Below are 16,970 nucleotides of genomic sequence, written 5' to 3'. Positions count from 1 at the left end.
TCCCGCATATGGCGGGTTCAACTGCCCTGGCTTTCGTGCAAGGATGCCTGCCGAACGCTTCCGTTCCTCCCTCCATTGCTCCGAGATTAAAGAGGTTTCCGATGGTCAATCGCATGCAATTCTACATCGATGGCGCCTGGGTCGATCCTGTCGTCAAGAAGTCCACGCCCGTCGTCAATCCGGCGACCGAAGAAGCGATGTATGAAGTTGCGCTCGGCTCCAAGGCCGACCTCGACAAGGCCGTTGCCGCCGCCAAGCGCGCCTTCGTGACCTATTCGCAGACCAGCCGCGAAGAGCGCATCGCGCTGTTGGAAAAGATCATCGAGATTTACAAGGGCCGCATGAAGGAGATCGGCGCCGCCGTGTCCGACGAGATGGGCGCGCCGCTGCCGATGGCCGAACGCCTGCAGGCCGGCGCCGGCCTCGGCCACATCGCCTCCACGCTCGAGGTGCTGAAGAACTATCACTTCGAGGAGACGCTCGGTTCGGCCGTCGTCGTGCGTGAGCCGGTCGGCGTCGTCGGCATGATCACGCCCTGGAACTGGCCCTTGAACCAGATCGCCTGCAAGGTCGCGCCCGCGCTCGCCGCCGGCTGCACCATGATCCTGAAACCTTCGGAATTCACGCCGACCTCGGCCTTGATCTTCGCCGAAATCCTGCATGAAGCGGGCGTGCCGAAGGGCGTGTTCAACCTGCTCAACGGCCTCGGCCCCGAAGTCGGCGCCGCGATGGCCGAGCATCCGGACATCGACATGATCTCATTCACGGGCTCGACCCGAGCCGGCGTCGACGTCGCCAAGCGTGCTGCGCCGACCGTGAAGCGCGTCAGCCAGGAACTCGGCGGCAAGTCGCCGAACGTCATCCTCGAAGGCGCCGACCTCACCAAGGCCGTCACCGGCGGCGTGATGCACATGTTCAACAACTCCGGACAGTCGTGCAACGCGCCATCGCGGATGATCGTGCCGCTGTCGAAGATGAAGGAAGTCGCCGCCATCGCCAAGGGCGTCGCCGACAAGACCAAGGCAGGCGATCCGCGCGCCGAAGGCACCACCATCGGCCCCGTCGTCAATCGCGGCCAGTGGGACAAGATCCAGGCGCTGATCAAGAAGGGCATCGACGAAGGCGCAACGCTGGTGGCCGGCGGTCCGGGGCTGCCCGAGGGCGTCAACAAGGGCTTCTATGTCCGCCCGACCATCTTCGCCGACGTCACCAACGAGATGACGATCGCGCGCGAGGAAATCTTCGGACCCGTGCTGACGATCATCGGCGCCAAGGATGAAGCCGATGCGGTGCGTATCGCCAACGACACGCCCTATGGTCTCGCCGGTTATGTCACGGGCGATACGGTGGAAAGCGCGCGTCGCGTCGCTCGCCAGATCCGCGCCGGCAACGTCAACCTGCAGGGCGTGCCGAACGACCGCACCGCGCCGTTCGGCGGCTACAAGCAGTCCGGCAACGGCCGCGAATGGGGCAAGTACGGCCTCGAAGAATATCTCGAGGTGAAGGCGGTCGCCGGCTACAACGCGGCGTAATTAATGCGGCGCTGGCGCCGATCGTGAAAGATGCCGGCTGCGGAACCGCGGCCGGCATTTTTTTGGCCAGAATCGTCGTCAGGGTGAAGCCAAGTCAATGCGCGCCGATACAGCGACGATCCAACAAGAAAAGTGTGGAGGATGCCCGTGAAGAAAATTGCCGTTGCACTCGTCGCGCTGATGCCGCTGAGTGCCGCCGCGGAGGCGCAGACGCCGAAGGACCTGATCGCGGCCCTCAAGGTAAAGTGGAACACGCCGACCGAGCCGTTCAAGATGATCGGCAACGTCTATTATGTCGGAACCGACGGCCTCGCGTCCTATCTGATCACATCGCCGCAAGGTCATATCCTGGTCGATACGGTAATGCCGGAATCAACGGCGCAGATCAAAGCGAACATCGAGAAACTCGGATTCAAGATCACCGACGTCAAATACCTGCTCAATACCCACGCGCACATCGATCACACCGGCGGCCTCGCCGAAATGAAGCAGTCCAGCGGCGGCCAGATGGTCGCCGGCGAAGCCGACAAATCGCTGCTCGAAGGCGGCTACTATCCGGGCGCGCAAGACGATACCGCACTGGCGTTCCCGCCCGTGAAGGTCGATCGCACGGTTCGCGAAGGCGACACGGTCGCCGTGGGTGACGTCACGTTGACCGCCCGCGAAACGCCCGGCCATTCGCCGGGCTGCACGAGCTGGGCATTCTCGGTAAAGGACGGCGATGCCACGCGCTCGGTCCTCATCTTCTGCAGCGGCACGGTGGCGCTGAACCGCCTCGTCACCAACCCGACCTATTCCGGAATCGTTACCGATTACCGGAAGACGTTCGCGCGGGCAAAGGACATCAAGCCGGATGTGCTGCTCGCGCCACATCCGGAAATGTACAAGATGGCGGAAAAGCGCGCCAAGCTCGCCGAAGGTGGACCCAATCCGTTCGTCAGCCCCGGCGAGTTCAACGCCTATGCGGCGACGCTGGAGAAGGCGTTCGAAGACGCGCTTGCCAAGCAGACCGCCGCCGCGCAGGAGAAGAAGGGGTAAACCTATCCCCCCGGCGCGCCCTGCGTGTTGACATAGAGCGCGTAGATCGACTGGCTCGCGGCCATGAACAGGCGGTTGCGCTTCAAGCCGCCGAAGCAAAGGTTGGCGCAGCGTTCGGGTAGCGCAATGCGGCCGATCATGACGCCGTCGGGCGCGAATACGACCACGCCGTCGACTTCGGGATCGCCCATGCCCCAGCCGCACCACAGATTGCCGTCGATGTCTATTCGAAAACCGTCCGGCGTGCCTGAGCCGGCATCGACAAACACGCGCTTATCGGAAAGCTTGTCGCCGGAAGGCGAGACGTCATAAGCAAGGATCTTGCGGTTGGGTACGCCGCGGGACTCGATGATGTAGAGGATTTTTTCATCCGGCGAGAAAGCGAGCCCATTCGGTCCCAGCACGCCCTCGGCGACGATGGTGGCCTTGCCGGTCGCGGCGTCAAGCCGATAGACATTGGCGTCGATCTCGGGCTCGGCCTTGTAGCCCTCGTAATTGCCGAGCAGGCCGAACACCGGATCGGTGAACCAGATCGAACCGTCGGACTTCACGACGACATCATTCGGAGAGTTCAGCCGCTTGCCGTCGAAGGAATCGATCAGCACCGTGATCGATCCGTCATATTCAGTGCGCGTCACCCGCCGCCCGCCGTGCTCGCAGGTGACCAGGCGTCCCTGCCGGTCGCGGGTATTGCCGTTGGCGAAATTCGACGGCTTGCGGAAGATGCTGACCGCGCCGGTCTCCTCCTCCCACTTGATGATGCGCTGGTTCGGAATGTCGCTGCACAGCAGATACCGCCCGTCTCCGAACCACACCGGCCCTTCGGCCCAGCGCAACCCTGTGGTCAGCCGCTCCACGGCCGACAGCTTGAGCCAGTATTTTTCGAACCGCGGATCGAGCGCGCGGATGGCCGGATCGGGATAAGAGGTGGCCGGGCGCCAGCCTGCTGAATGCGATGCTGCATCGGACATTTGCTGTTCTCGTTGATGCGTTCCCAGAGCGTTTGGGTTAGCTATCATTACCTGCTAATGACCGCAAATCGATCGCGAGACTAAGAGGAACAAATGCCACGCATATTGATGACCGGCGCCGCCGGCGGGATCGGCACATCCTTGCGCAAGCTGTTGCCGCCGATCTATCCGGACCTGTTGCTGAGCGACTTGAAGCCGCCGGCCGATCTCGGCAAGGACGAGAAGTTCACGCCGGCCGATCTCGCCGACATGGCGCAGGTCGAGGCGATCTGTGAAGGCATCGACGGCATCCTGCATTTCGGCGGCTACTCGGTGGAAGGTCCCTGGGATTCGATCCTGCAATCCAACATTATCGGCGGCTACAATCTGTTCGAAGCGGCACGGAAAAAAGGCGTCAAGCGGGTGGTGTTCGCCTCGTCGAACCACGCGGTCGGTTTCTATCCGCGCCATCACCGGATCGGCACCGACGTCACCGCACGGCCTGACAGCCGCTATGGCGTCAGCAAGGTGTTCGGCGAGGCCGTGGGCGCGCTCTATGCCGACAAGCACGGGCTTGGCGTCACCTGTATCCGGATCGGCAATTTCGGCGAGATGCCGCTCGATCACCGCCGCCTGTCAATCTGGCTGAAGCCGGAGGACCTCGTGCAGCTCTGCCGCATCGGGCTCGATCATCCCGACATTCACTTCGAAATCTTCTACGGCGCCTCCTACAACGAGCGCGCCTGGTGGGACAACCATCGCGCCTACGAGCTCGGCTATCGGCCGACCGGCCGGGCCGAGGATTTCCGCGAGCACGCGATGGCCGAGCAAGCGAAGCTGAAGCCGGATCCGGTCGGCGATTACTACCAGGGCGGCACGTTCTGCAGCATGGAGTTCGACGGCGACGAGAGCCGGATCGTGGACTGGAGCAAGCGCTAGCGCTTGCCTTCATCCTCGGCGATGCGCCCGAGATAATCCGACTTGCTGAACTGCATATGATCGACGCAGAGCTGCGCTAGCGCCCAGCTATCGCGGCCCTTCAAGAGTTCAATCATGAGTTCATGCTGCCGACGCGACAGCGCCAGTCCCTCCCTGTCGGCGAGATTCTTGGCGCGCATCGGCAGCGTCAGGTTCATGTAATCCTGCAGCGAGCGCACCAGATACGGATTGCCGCAGGCGGAAAACAGCGCGACGTGAAACGCGTCGTTGGCCTCGTGAATGCCGCGCAAATCCTGCGCGTCGGCCCTGGCGCAATATTGCCGCTGCAGCTCGTTCAACTGCTCGATCAGGCTGGCCGGGGCGGGCAGCGCAATCATCAGCGCCGCCTGCCGCGTCAGCATTTCCCGGACCTCGTAGATCTGGCGCACCTCCTCGGCCGAATAGAACCGCACGGTGGCGCCGATGTTTTTCTCGCGCAGCACGATGCCTTGGCGTTCGAGTTGGAATAGCGCCTGGCGGACGAAATGCCGGCTGGCTCCGTAGCGCTGCATCAGCGTGTCCTCGACCAGCCGCGAGCCCGGCGCGAAGCGGCCGAAGATGATGTCCTCTTCCAGCCGGCGGATGACTTCCGCCTGTTCCTCCTCGCGCGTCGGCGCGGAAGTTTCGGTCAACAATTCCTGCGGCTTCATCGCAAGGCCTCCCGGCCCGACGGCCGATAGCAATCCTCGACGCGGGCTTGATCTGATATGCTCGCCCAGGCGATGAGATGATGGCGGCTCACCATGCGGCACCGACGATGCCAATGCGCAACGGTTGCTTCATGAGCGCGTTTCCAGTTTGGACGGAAAGTCAGCACGCAAGCACATTATTGTCAATAATACGCCGCATTGATGGGCGGTTTGTCCGCTCACGACGCCAAATGATCAAACATTGACAATAATCCGCCGGGCTCCTTAAGTGCCTATCCACGACGACAGGAAGAAGAAAATGGCCGACGGACTTCGCAAGGGACTGACCAGTTATGGCGATGCTGGCTTCTCGCTATTCCTGCGCAAGGCCTTCATCAAGGCCATGGGCTACTCGGATGATGCGCTGAACAGGCCGATCGTCGGCATCACCAATACCTACAGCGACTACAATCCCTGTCACGGTAATGTTCCGCAGATCATCGAAGCGGTGAAGCGCGGCGTGATGCTGTCGGGTGCGATGCCGATGGTGTTCCCGACGATTTCGATCGCCGAGAGCTTTGCCTATCCGACCTCGATGTACCTGCGCAATCTGATGGCGATGGACACCGAGGAGATGATCCGCGCGCAGCCGATGGACGCCGTGGTCGTGATCGGGGGATGCGACAAGACGTTACCGGCGCAGATCATGGCCGCAGTCTCAGCCGATCTGCCGACCGTCGTCATTCCGGTGGGCCCGATGGTGGTCGGACATCACAGGGGCGAGGTGCTCGGCGCCTGTACCGATTGCCGGCGGCTCTGGGCAAAATATCGCGCGGGCGAGATCGATGACAACGAGATCGAAGCCGTTAACGGCCGGCTGGCGCCTTCGGTCGGCACCTGCATGGTGATGGGCACCGCCAGCACCATGGCGTGCATCACCGAGGCACTCGGGCTGTCGCTGCCGATGAGCGCGACGATCCCGGCGCCGCATGCCGAACGTTTTCGCTCGGCCGAGGCCAGCGGCAGGGTGGCGGCTGAGATGGCGAAAGCCAAGGGACCGAGGCCGAGCGAGATTCTGACGCCGGCATCGTTCCGCAACGCGCAGGTCGTGATGCAGGCGATCGGGGGCTCGACCAATGGCCTGATCCATCTCACCGCGATCGCCCATCGCTCGCCGCACAAGATCGACCTCGAGATATTCGACAGGCTTGGCCGCGAGGTGCCGGTGCTCGTCGATCTGAAACCGTCGGGCGAGCATTACATGGAGCATTTCCATCATGCCGGCGGCGTGCCGAAGTTGATGGCGCAACTGGGCGATCTCATTGATCTCGACGCCAAGACCATCACGGGCCAGAGGCTGCGCGAGGTCGTTGCTCGTGCGGAAGATGTGCCAGGACAGGACGCGATCCGTCCGCGCGACAATCCAATCAAGGCCGAAGGCGCAATGGCGGTATTGCATGGCAACCTCGCGCCGCGTGGCGCCGTCATTAAGCAGTCGGCGGCGAGCCCAAAACTGCTGCAGCACACCGGGCGCGCCGTGGTATTCGAATCGGTCGAGGACATGACGCTGCGGGTCGACGACCCCGATCTCGACGTCAACGCTGATGACGTGCTGGTGCTGCGCAACGCCGGACCCAAAGGCGCGCCGGGCATGCCGGAAGCGGGCTATCTGCCGATCCCGAAGAAGCTTGCGCGTGGCGGCGCCAAGGACATGGTGCGGATATCGGACGCGCGGATGAGCGGAACGGCGTTCGGCACCATCGTGCTGCACATCACGCCGGAAGCGGCCGTGGGCGGGCCGCTGGCGCTGGTGAAGAATGGCGACATGATCCGGCTCGACGTCGCCAACCGTAGCATCGACCTGCTCGTCGACGAGGCGGAGCTGGAAAAGCGTCGCGCGGCGCTGCCACCGGCCGTGACGCCCGATTGGGCCAAGCGCGGCTACGCGCATCTGTTCAACGAGACGATCCTGCAGGCCGACGAGGGCTGCGATTTCGACTTCATGCGCGGGCAGGGCAGGGAGTAGCTGTCCACGCACATCTGCCCGAACTGACGTCGTCCCTGCGAACGCAGGGACCCATACCGCGTTGCTCTCGCGGTTAGTGCGAGATGACTGACGCCTTCGAAAATAACGACCGCCGGTGGTTATGGGTCCCTGCGTTCGCAGGGACGACGAAGGACTAGCAAGCGTCGCCGACGCTCTCATTTCGATTTGCTGGTGAACTTCCTCACCGCAACGCGAAATTCATCCGTTTGCATGGCGTCGATGATCTTCGCCTCCTCGGCATCGAGTTGCTGCTTCGTCGGCGTAACCGCGGCCTGATAGACTAGCGACTTGGTGCCACTGATCGCTGCCGGCGGGTTCTGCGCAAGCCGCTCGGCGAGTTTGCGCGTTTCAGCCTTCAACTCTGCCGCCGGAACGACGCCGGCGATCAGGCCCCACTCATAGGCCTGCTGCGCGGTAAAACTGTCTTCGGCCAGAAAGATCTGCAGCGCGCGGCGGGTGCCGACGGTACCGACCATGCCGACCGTGCTGCCGCCATCCGGCGAGACGCCGATCTTGGCATAGGCCGGCGTGAAGCGGGCGTCATCGGCTGCGATGCACAGATCCGTGACGAAGGCGAGCCCCATGCCGGCGCCGGCGGCGGAGCCGTGGACGCTCGACAGCACGATCTTGGGCATCCGCCGCACCGCTTCGATGAAGGCGTGGTAGTGCTTCAACAGTTCGCCGACCACGGGCGCAATTGTATCGTTGGCGGCGGCGGCGCCGATGGTCTGCAGGTCGCCGCCGGCCGAGAAGGCGCGGCCTTCGCCCTCGATCACCAGCACCCTTATGTCGTCATTGCCTTCGACCTCCGCGCCGAGTTGCTCGAGCTTTTGCGCAATCGACAGATTGATCGAGTTGAAGGCCGCGGGGCGATTGAGCGTGATCGTGGCAATCGGGCCCTCGATCCTGAGCAGGGCAGGGGCGGCGGTATCATCGGAAGTCGACATGGCAAGGCCTCAGGGGCGTGCGGATGGGCCGGACATTTAAATAGAGAAGGCAAGAGGTGACAATCCCCCGCCAAGCCCGCAAGATGCGGCAAGGGCCGCCGTCAGGCCGCCGACGCCCTTGCGTCTCGTCGTTCCATGAGGTCAGATGGCCCCGTCATCGTTCGGGACGGACACGAGCGCCGCTCCCAGGGGACGAGGCAGGCAAGCCAAAATCACTGGAGAGGAAACGACATGGGTCATTCCCGTGCGCTCGAACGTAGGATGTCCCTATGACGGCAGGAGCGGTTGTCATCATCGGCGCGGGCCACGCCGGCTATCAAATTGCGGCCTCGCTGCGCCAGCACGGCTTTTCGGAACGCATCGTGTTGTTGAACGATGAAGGCCATCTGCCCTACCAGCGGCCGCCACTATCAAAAGCCTATCTGAAAGGAACCGGCGGGCCCGACAGCCTGATGTTCCGGCCGGAAAAATTCTATCTTGACCAGAAGATCGACCTGATCTCCGATCGCGCGGTGTCGATTGACCGTGCCGCGCGCAAGGTGGCGCTCGCCTCCGGCTCTTCGCTCGATTACGCGCATCTGGTGCTGGCGACCGGCGCGCGCAACCGCCTGCTCGACATTCCCAACGCCAATCTCGACAGCGTGCGTTACTTGCGCACGCTCGACGAAAGCCGGTCGCTGCGCGACTACATCACTGAAGGCCAGCGCGTCGTCGTCATCGGCGCCGGATTCATCGGGCTGGAGTTCGCGGCGACGGCGCGGGCCAAGGGCCTCGAAGTCGACGTCGTTGAACTCGGCACACGTGTAATGGCGCGCGCGGTGACGGCGGAGATCTCGGAATTCTTCCAGGCGCGCCATACCGCGGCGGGCATTCGTATTCATCTGGGCGTGCAAGTCACCAGCATCGAGAGCGACGGCCACAAGGTCACGGGCGTCAGCCTCAGCGATGGCCGGCACATGAAAGCCGACCTGATTGTGGTCGGCGTTGGCGTGTTGCCGAATGTGGAACTGGCGGCGGACGCCGGCCTCCCGGTCGCGTCGGGCATCATCGTCGATGAGCATCTGCTGACCGCCGATCCCAATATCTCGGCGATCGGCGATTGCGCGCTGTTTGCGAGCCCACGTTTCGGCGGCTCACTGCGGCTGGAGTCGGTGCAGAACGCTACCGACCACGCGCGCTGCGTCGCGGCCCGGCTGACCGGCGATGCCAAGCCGTATGACGGCTTGCCATGGTTCTGGAGTGATCAGGGGCCCGACAAGCTCCAAATTGCGGGACTAACCACCGGCTACGACCGCGTGGTGGTGCGCGGCGATCGAGCCCAAGCGGCATTCTCGGCTTTTTGCTACAGGGGCGGGCAACTCATCGGCATCGAGTCCGTCAATCGCGCGGGCGATCACATGTTCGGACGGCGTCTGCTTGCCGCCCATGGCTCGATCACGCCCGAGCAGGCTGCCGACGCGAGCTTCGACCTGAAGGGTGCGTTGACTTAGCCAGCAAGGCGAGAGCTAAAGGTGCAAGACGCTCGCTACCTCCGCTGCCGTCGGCATCGACGGCGCGGCGCCCATTCGCTGCACGCAGATCGATGCGGCGGCATTGGCGTATTCGAGCGCGTCGCGGATTGCCTTGCCATTGGCAAGCTGCGCGGCGAGGGCGCCGACGAAGCAATCGCCGGCGCCGGTGGTGTCCACGGCCTTTACGGCCCGTCCCGAAATCAGCGAGGGTTCGCCGCCGACAAGCGCGAGCACGCCGCGCTTGCCGAGTGTAACGCAGATGATTTTCTCGGAGCCCGTCGGCAGGCGCCGCGCCGCTTCGGCGAAACGGGTGGGGTCGTCGGTGTCGTGAAGTTCGGTCTGCGCGAGAAGCCCGAGCTCGGTTTCGTTGAGAACAAGGATATCAACGAGATCGAGCAACTCGTGGCCGCAGACGGTCGCCGGCGCCGGATTGAGGATGGTGGTCGCGCCGGCCGCGCGTGCCCGTTTGAAGAAGGCGATGATCGTGGCTTGCGGAATTTCGAACTGACTTACGGCAACGTCGCTTTTGGCAAGCACGGGGGCTGTGACATCCCCGGCACTGACCAGCGCGTTGGCGCCGGGTATGACCACGATGGTGTTGTCGGCGTCGGCGATGGTGATCACGGCCGTTCCGGTATGGACATCCGCGGTGTCCTGGACCAGAGCGAGGTCGACGCCTTGGGCGGTGAGAAACTGCCGCAATTGCTGGCCGAACGCATCCGCGCCCAGCCGGCCGATCAGCGTTGACGGTGCGCCGAGCTTTGCGGCGGCCACGGCCTGGTTGGCGCCCTTGCCGCCTGGAAAATAATGCACCGCTTGGCCTGCGACGGTCTCGCCGACCTTCGGATGTCGGTCGGCCGTCGCCACCACATCCATGTTGATGCTGCCGGCGACGAACACGCGCCCCATGCGTACTGACCCCCGTTCGCTTCCTCAGGCGCTGACCTGAAACTCCCGCGTGATCGCCTCGATGTCGGCGAGCGTCGGCAGGCCGGCCTCGTTGCCGAGACGCTGGACCTTGAAGGTTGAGGCAGCGCGCGCAAGCTCGAAATGCTCCTGCCAGCTTTTAGCGGGATTGGCGAGATAGGAATAGACATAGGCGCCGTGGAAGACGTCGCCTGCGCCGTTGGTATCGATGACGCGTTCGGGTGTAACCGGAAGTGCGGGAAGGCGGCGGACGGCGCCGGTCTCGTCATACCAGAGCAGGCCCTTCTCGCCCATGGTGACGCCGCCGATCCGGCATCCGCGGCTCTTCAGATAATCCAGCATGGCCTCCGGCGTCTTGTCCATCTGTTCGCACAGCCGTTCGGCCACGATCGCGACATCGATGAATTCCAGCAGCTCATGGGTGTTGGTCCGCAGGCCGCCGCCGTCGAGCGATGTCAGAATGCCGTCCTCGCGGCAGAGTTTGGCATAGTGGATTGCAGCGTCCGGCTGATGGCCGTCGACATGCAGCGCGCGGCAACCCTTCAAGTTCAACATCGGGAAGGGATGAATGTGCTCGTCGTCGCGGCAGCGTACGATGGCGCGTTTGCCGTCCTTCGGCATGATGAACGACAGCGACGAGGAGTTGACCTTGCGTGGATGGATCGAGATTCCATACTTCGCGGCCATGTCCTGAAACATGCGGCCGAGCCAGTCGTTGGCCATGGTCGCAATCAGGTCCGGCACGATCCCGAGCTTGGCGCAGCAGAACGCCGCCGTCACGGCGTTGCCGCCAAACGATACCGCATAGGCCGAGGCCACATGTTTTTCGTCGCCGGTCGGCACGTGGTCGGTGATGAAGGTAACGTCTATATAGGTCTGTCCGATGAAGAGGGCCTGCATGCGTTTTCCGTCATATCCTGCAGAGTGTTGAGCGAAGGTGGTCCCGGCGCGGCGCACACATTAGCACTGGTTATCGGATGCATTCGCTGAAATTATTCGCAACCGTGCCGTCTTTGCTGCTTGAGATGCGAGTATAGAGGAGACTGCGACCGTCCTTAAGGGGGGCTTGGGCATACCGTCGTATAACGGCTGACGGCTGCCCGGGTTTCCCGGCGGCGCGACAAAAGTGGAGGAAATGATGACGGTTTATTCCGGTCCCGTGTTCGACATGGCGGTTAATCAGTTTGGCGTCATCGCCAACCATCTCGAAATCCCGATGGACGAGCGCGACCGGATCCTGATGCCGAAGCGGGCGGTCACTGTCTCTTGCCCGATCCACCGCGACGACGGCACGGTCGCAGTATTCGAAGGCTATCGTGTCCAGCACCACCTCACCCTCGGTCCGACCAAAGGCGGCACGCGGTTTGCACCCTCTGTCGACATCGGCGAGGTCGCGGCGCTCGCGATCTGGATGAGCTGGAAATGCGCGCTTGTCGGGCTGCCCTATGGCGGCGCCAAGGGCGGCGTCAATGTCGACCTCTCCACCATTTCCAAGCGCGAATTGGAAGGGCTGTCGCGCCGCTATATGCAGGAGATGATCCCGTTCGTCGGTCCGCATACCGATGTGATGGCGCCCGACATGGGCACCAATGAGCAGGTGATGGCCTGGTTCATGGACACCTATTCGATGTACCAAGGCCAAACCGTGACCGAGATCGTGACCGGCAAGCCGGTCTCATCCGGCGGTACGCTCGGCCGGCGCGAAGCAACCGGGCGCGGCGTCGCCTATCTCGCCAAGCGGGTGCTCAAGGAGCTATCGATCAATCCGGGCAGCGCGACCGCCGTGATCCAGGGCTTTGGCAATGTCGGCTCCTACGCCGCGCTGGAACTACAACAATATGGCCTGAAGATCATCGCGGTCAGCGATCACACCGGCGCGCTGCATGATCCAAAGGGGCTGGATATTCCTGCATTGATGCGACATGCGGGCGCGCATGGAAGTATCGCCGGGTTCTCCAACGAACTGACTTTCGATCCCGAGCAAATCCTCACGCTGCCTTGCGACGTGCTGGTGCCGGCGGCGATGGAGCGGGTGATCGATGCCAAGGTCGCCGAGAATCTCAAGTGCCGCGTGCTGGCCGAGGGCGCCAACGGTCCGACTACGCCGGAAGCCGATCTGGTGCTGGAAAAGCGCCAGGGCGAAGTATTCCTAATCCCGGACATTCTCTGCAATTCCGGCGGCGTCGTGGTCAGCTATTTCGAGTGGGTTCAGGACCTGCAGCAATTGTTCTGGGAGGAAGAGGAAGTGACGCGGCGCGAATACGCGATCCTCGATCGCGCCTTCGACCAGATGCTGCAGCGGGCCAAGGCCGACAAGATCCCGCACCGCACGGCGGCGATGGCGATCGGCGTCGAGAAGGTGCGCGCCGCTAAAAACGTGCGGGGACTGTTTCCGTGATCACCGGCCTCGATCACGTCGTCGTTCTCACCGGCGACATCAACGCAGCCTCCGCCGCTTACCAGACCTTGTTTGCCCGCGCACCGGCCTGGCAGAACAGCGGGGATGGCGCCGACCGCGTCCTGTTCACGCTCGACAACACCACGCTGGAATTGATGGGGCCGAGCGGCGACGGCGCCAACGCCGACCGCATTCGCAGCGTTCTTGCCGCGCAAGGCGAGGGGCTCGCAAGCATCTGCTTCCGAACCAGCGACATCGCCAAAATGCACCGCAGGCTCGACCGGCTGACGCTCAAGCCGGACGTGATCGCAGACGTCGAAAGCCGCGACGCGATCTCGGGTGCTGTGCTGTCGTGGAAGCGCACACGCGCGGCGACAGATGCCACGCGCGGCGTCCGTATGTTTTTCCTCGAGCGCGACAAGGAGCGCCCGCTGTCGGTGCGAACTACGCCCGGATCGATCACGGCGCTGGACCATGTCGTGGTCTCGACGTCGGACCCGGAACGGGCCGCAGCGCTCTACGGTGCGCGGCTCGGCCTCGACATGGCGCTCGACCGCTCGCACCCCGATTGGGGCCGGCTGATGTTCTTCCGCTGCGGCGACCTCATCGTCGAGGTCACGCACCGGCCGGGCAAGGAGACGGATACGTCGCAAGACAAACTCCAAGACAAACTGCAAGACAAACTGCAAGACAAACTCCAAGACAAACTTCAAGACAGACTTCGTGGCCTGTGCTGGCGCGTCACCGACATCGACGCCACCCATGCGCGGCTTTTCCAGGCCGGCGTCGACGTCTCGGAAGTCCGCACCGGCCGCAAGCCGGGAACGCGGGTGATGACGGTGCGGAACGGCACATGCGGTGTGCCCACGCTGCTGGTGCAGCCGTCAGCGGGGAAGCCCGACTGAAGCTTACCCTCCCCTGGAGGGTCCCTGGAGGGGGAGGGTCGACGGGAAGCGGCGGGGTGGGGTGACGGTCCATCCGCTCGATCAGTGCCCGAGTGGAGAGATCACCCCACCCCGTCTCACGTTTCGCTGCGCTCAACGTGAGCCGACCCTCCCCCTCCAGGGAGGGTGAAGGAAACGCGGCGCGATTCATTCTCAAACGCTTCCCTGCATGCTACAGCTTGCTCGATGCGACCAACAGGCGATTGATTTGGCAAAGGCAAAACGCGTTCAGAAATGGCAGCGCGACCCCGAGGGGATGCGGCTTCGCATTCTCGAGGCCGCCAAGCAGGAATTCGCCACCCATGGCCTGGCCGGCGCGCGCGTCGATCGCATCGCGGCCAACGCCGGCGCCAACAAGCGCATGCTGTACTACCATGTCGGCAACAAGGAAGACCTCTACCTCGCGGTGCTGGAAGGCGCCTACGAGAAGATCCGTTCCGAAGAGCGTGGCCTTGATCTCGAACATCTCGATCCGCCCGAGGCGATCGAACGGTTGATCGATTTCACCTGGAACTATTTCCTCCGCAACCCGGAATTTTTGGCGCTGCTCAACACTGAAAATCTCGCAAAAGCGCGCCACCTGAAGCGCTCGACCAAGGTCAAGTCGATGCACTCGCCGTTCGTCGAGATGATCCGCACCGTGGTGACGCGCGGCGTCGAAAGCGGCGACTTCCGCGTCGCCGTCGATCCCGTCCAGCTCTATATCTCGATCGCCGCGCTGTGCTTCTTCTATCTCTCCAACAGCGCGACGCTTTCCGTAATCTTCGGCCGCGACCTCCTGAAGAAGGAGGCGAGGGACGAGCGTCTGGCGCATATGGTGGCGCTGGTACTGGCGGCGCTGACGGGGAAATCGACCGCGGATTTCGCCAAGCCTGCGACACCGGGCGTACGGCCGCCAGCGCATCAGCCGGTCTAACCGTCGTTCCTGCGGAACGCAGGAACCCATAACCACCGATCTTGATTGTTGTCGTATCCGAACGGCGGCCCCAGCATTCGCAAAACAGACGCCTGTGGTTTGGGCCCCTGCATTCGCATGCGTTCGCAGGGGCGACGGCGTTCTGGGGTTCATACGCCAGGTACGTTCGCGGGACGACGGCGATAGTCCAAATTGCCGCACGAAAACTCGCTTGCCAGTATTTATCCAACAGGTTAATTTCCCGCCCATAAGACGATGATCAGGGAGCGGAACGTGGCCGAGCTGAAGCGCGAGAGTGGCGTGTCGAAAGCGCTGAACGCGGCGTGGGTGCGGCCGTTTTTGTTCCTGCTGTTCATCGTGGTGATGTGGGACGTCACCATTCGCCTGTTCCAGATTCCGGCCTACCAGATCCCGGCGCCGGGCGATGTCGTGGCGGTGCTGCGGACGGATTGGCCGGAACTGCTGCGGCAGGCCTGGCCCACCACTTACGCCACCATCTGCGGCTTCCTGTTGTCGGCCGTGTTTGGCATTCCCGTCGCCATGCTGATCGCGGGATCGAAGACGGTGGAGAGCTATGTCTATCCGCTGCTGGTATTCTCCCAATCGGTGCCGAAGATTGCGATCGCGCCGCTGTTCGTGGTGTGGTTTGGCTTCGGCATCATCCCAAAGGTGATCTCGGCGTTTCTGCTCGGGTTTTTCCCGGTGGTGGTCTCCGCCGTGCAGGGGTTTAAATCGGTCGATCCCGACATGGTCGATCTCGCGCGCGCGATGCAGGGCAGCCGCTTCCAGGTGTTTCGCGCCGTCAACCTGCCGCACGCGATGCCCGCGATCTTCTCCGGCCTGAAAGTCTCGGTGACGCTTGCCGTGGTCGGCGCTGTCGTCGGCGAGTTCGTCGGCTCCAATTCCGGCATCGGCTATGTGATGCAGCGCTCGATCGGCACCTTCGACCTGCCGACCATGTTTGCTGCGCTGGTGATCCTGGCGCTGCTCGGCGTCGTGCTGTTCTGGGTCGTCGATCGGATCGAACGTCTCGTGATCCCCTGGCATGTCAGCCAGCGCGAGGACATCATTTTTGCTTCCTAAGCCAAACCAACAGGCGGCCTATCCAAGGGCTGCATCACCAAACGGGAGGATGACCATGATACGAGTGATAACGGCGATCTCCGCCGCCCTGATCTGGACCGCGCTTTCGGTGCTTCCGGCATCGGCCGCCGACAAGGTCGTGCTGATGCTGAACTGGTACGTCTATGGCGAGCACGCGCCGTTCTATTACGGCAAGGCCAAGGGCATTTATGCCGCCGAAGGCATCGATCTCGAAATTCAGGAAGGCCGCGGCTCGGCGGCGACCACGCAGGCCGTTGCGGCCAAGACCGCCAATTTCGGCTATGTCGACGTGCCCACCATGATGCGCGCGGCCGTGAAGGGTGCCCCGATCGTGGCCACCGGCGTGCTGCTTCAGACCAGCCCGATGTCGGCGATGGGCTTTGTCGAAAAGAACATCAAGAAGCCCGAGGACATCAAGGGCAAGACGGTGGCGATCACGCCCGCTGACTCGATGACGCAGATCTGGCCGCTGTTTTTGAAGAAGACCGGCCTGAAGGAAAGCGACTTCCAGACGGTCGCCGGCGACGGCCAGACCAAGCTGAACGCCGTCATCAACGGCCAGGCCGATCTGCTGCTCGGCTATGTCATGGACCAGTCGATGAAGATCAAGGACGCGACGGGTAAGGACGTCAACGCGATCAAGTTCGCCGACTACGGCATCAACATGGTCTGCTCGGGCGTCGTCGCCAACACCGACTTCGTCAAGGCCAATGCCGATCTCGTCAAGCGCTTCATGTCGGCGACGACGAAGGCGGTCGAAGCCGCCGAGAAGGATCCGAAGGGTGCGGCGCAGTCGATCCTCGATGCCAACCCGAAGGGCGGCAAGATCGAGACGCTGACAAAGGGTTTTGAGCTGACGATCCCGCTCTACCGGACGGCTGAAACCAAGAACAAGCGGCCGTTCCAGGTGACCGACCAGAACATGACCGACACGGTCAATCTGATGGTCGAATATGGCGGGTTGGATGCCAAGGCCAAGGACAATCCAAAGGCGTTTTATACCAACGACTACCTGCCGCAGGGCGGTTCGTGAGCCACTGATGACGCAC

The 16,970-nt window shown here is 63.0% G+C and carries 15 protein-coding genes; 10 read left to right on the top strand and 5 right to left on the bottom strand.

Annotated features, from left to right (window positions below):
* The first annotated feature begins 101 nt into the window (after positions 1–101).
* Together KJQ96_RS14065 and bla are read left to right on the top strand one after the other, a co-directional pair.
* Positions 102–1,532: an aldehyde dehydrogenase family protein gene (locus KJQ96_RS14065; RefSeq protein ID WP_213287186.1), complete on the top strand. Its 1,431-nt coding sequence runs from the start codon at positions 102–104 to the stop codon at positions 1,530–1,532.
* A 147-nt stretch (positions 1,533–1,679) separates the two neighbouring features.
* Entirely contained in the window at positions 1,680–2,570 is an 891-nt protein-coding gene (gene bla / locus KJQ96_RS14060) for a subclass B3 metallo-beta-lactamase (protein ID WP_213287185.1), read from the top strand.
* 2 nt (positions 2,571–2,572) lie between these two features.
* On the opposite strand, the gene KJQ96_RS14055 is transcribed toward bla, so the two are convergent.
* Positions 2,573–3,541 carry an SMP-30/gluconolactonase/LRE family protein gene (locus KJQ96_RS14055; RefSeq protein WP_213287184.1) on the bottom strand — a complete coding sequence of 323 codons (969 nt, stop codon included), beginning with the start codon at positions 3,539–3,541 and terminating at the stop codon, positions 2,573–2,575.
* Positions 3,542–3,634: 93 nt separating this feature from the next.
* On the opposite strand from KJQ96_RS14055, the gene KJQ96_RS14050 reads away from it, so the two are divergent.
* On the top strand, positions 3,635–4,459 hold the full coding sequence (locus tag KJQ96_RS14050) for an NAD(P)-dependent oxidoreductase (protein ID WP_213287183.1): 825 nt from the start codon (positions 3,635–3,637) through the stop codon (positions 4,457–4,459).
* On the opposite strand, the gene KJQ96_RS14045 is transcribed toward KJQ96_RS14050, so the two are convergent.
* Complete coding sequence (locus tag KJQ96_RS14045) at positions 4,456–5,148, bottom strand: GntR family transcriptional regulator (protein WP_213287182.1); 693 nt, start codon at positions 5,146–5,148, stop codon at positions 4,456–4,458. The genes KJQ96_RS14050 and KJQ96_RS14045 overlap by 4 nt on opposite strands.
* A 298-nt stretch (positions 5,149–5,446) precedes the next feature.
* Here KJQ96_RS14045 and KJQ96_RS14040 point away from each other — a divergent pair, with 298 nt between their 5' ends.
* Positions 5,447–7,153, top strand: coding sequence for an IlvD/Edd family dehydratase (locus KJQ96_RS14040; protein ID WP_213287181.1), 1,707 nt, complete (start codon positions 5,447–5,449; stop codon positions 7,151–7,153).
* A gap of 176 nt (positions 7,154–7,329) precedes the next feature.
* Here KJQ96_RS14040 and KJQ96_RS14035 read toward each other — a convergent pair whose 3' ends face one another.
* On the bottom strand, positions 7,330–8,121 hold the full coding sequence (locus KJQ96_RS14035; protein WP_213287180.1) for an enoyl-CoA hydratase/isomerase family protein: 792 nt from the start codon (positions 8,119–8,121) through the stop codon (positions 7,330–7,332).
* 269 nt (positions 8,122–8,390) lie between these two features.
* Here KJQ96_RS14035 and KJQ96_RS14030 point away from each other — a divergent pair, with 269 nt between their 5' ends.
* Positions 8,391–9,611 carry an NAD(P)/FAD-dependent oxidoreductase gene (locus KJQ96_RS14030; RefSeq protein WP_213287179.1) on the top strand — a complete coding sequence of 407 codons (1,221 nt, stop codon included), beginning with the start codon at positions 8,391–8,393 and terminating at the stop codon, positions 9,609–9,611.
* Positions 9,612–9,626: 15 nt separating this feature from the next.
* Here KJQ96_RS14030 and rbsK read toward each other — a convergent pair whose 3' ends face one another.
* Both rbsK and KJQ96_RS14020 read right to left on the bottom strand, forming a co-directional pair.
* A complete protein-coding gene (gene rbsK / locus KJQ96_RS14025) occupies positions 9,627–10,541 on the bottom strand; it encodes a ribokinase (RefSeq protein WP_213287178.1) in 915 nt (304 codons plus the stop codon).
* A gap of 24 nt (positions 10,542–10,565) precedes the next feature.
* A complete protein-coding gene (locus KJQ96_RS14020; RefSeq protein WP_213287177.1) occupies positions 10,566–11,459 on the bottom strand; it encodes a sugar kinase in 894 nt (297 codons plus the stop codon).
* Positions 11,460–11,697: 238 nt separating this feature from the next.
* Between KJQ96_RS14020 and KJQ96_RS14015 the strand changes: the two genes are divergently transcribed.
* From KJQ96_RS14015 to KJQ96_RS13995, 5 genes are all read left to right on the top strand, one after another.
* The gene (locus tag KJQ96_RS14015; protein WP_213287176.1) at positions 11,698–12,957 is read left to right on the top strand and encodes a Glu/Leu/Phe/Val dehydrogenase; all 1,260 of its coding nucleotides are present in this window, start codon (positions 11,698–11,700) and stop codon (positions 12,955–12,957) included.
* Complete coding sequence (locus KJQ96_RS14010; RefSeq protein WP_213287175.1) at positions 12,954–13,862, top strand: VOC family protein; 909 nt, start codon at positions 12,954–12,956, stop codon at positions 13,860–13,862. The genes KJQ96_RS14015 and KJQ96_RS14010 overlap by 4 nt, the downstream gene beginning before the upstream one ends.
* A 247-nt stretch (positions 13,863–14,109) precedes the next feature.
* Complete coding sequence (locus KJQ96_RS14005) at positions 14,110–14,817, top strand: TetR/AcrR family transcriptional regulator (protein WP_213287174.1); 708 nt, start codon at positions 14,110–14,112, stop codon at positions 14,815–14,817.
* Positions 14,818–15,090: 273 nt separating this feature from the next.
* Positions 15,091–15,900, top strand: a complete 810-nt coding sequence (locus tag KJQ96_RS14000) for an ABC transporter permease (protein ID WP_213287173.1) — start codon at positions 15,091–15,093, stop codon at positions 15,898–15,900.
* 55 nt (positions 15,901–15,955) lie between these two features.
* Positions 15,956–16,954: an ABC transporter substrate-binding protein gene (locus KJQ96_RS13995; RefSeq protein WP_065744176.1), complete on the top strand. Its 999-nt coding sequence runs from the start codon at positions 15,956–15,958 to the stop codon at positions 16,952–16,954.
* The last annotated feature ends 16 nt before the right edge of the window (positions 16,955–16,970 follow it).

It is taken from the genome of Bradyrhizobium sp. sGM-13 (assembly GCF_018398875.1).
Classification (GTDB): Bacteria; Pseudomonadota; Alphaproteobacteria; order Rhizobiales; family Xanthobacteraceae; genus Bradyrhizobium.
The sequence above is the reverse complement of the archived record's forward strand: the minus strand, read 5'-3'. Positions and strand labels throughout refer to the sequence as shown.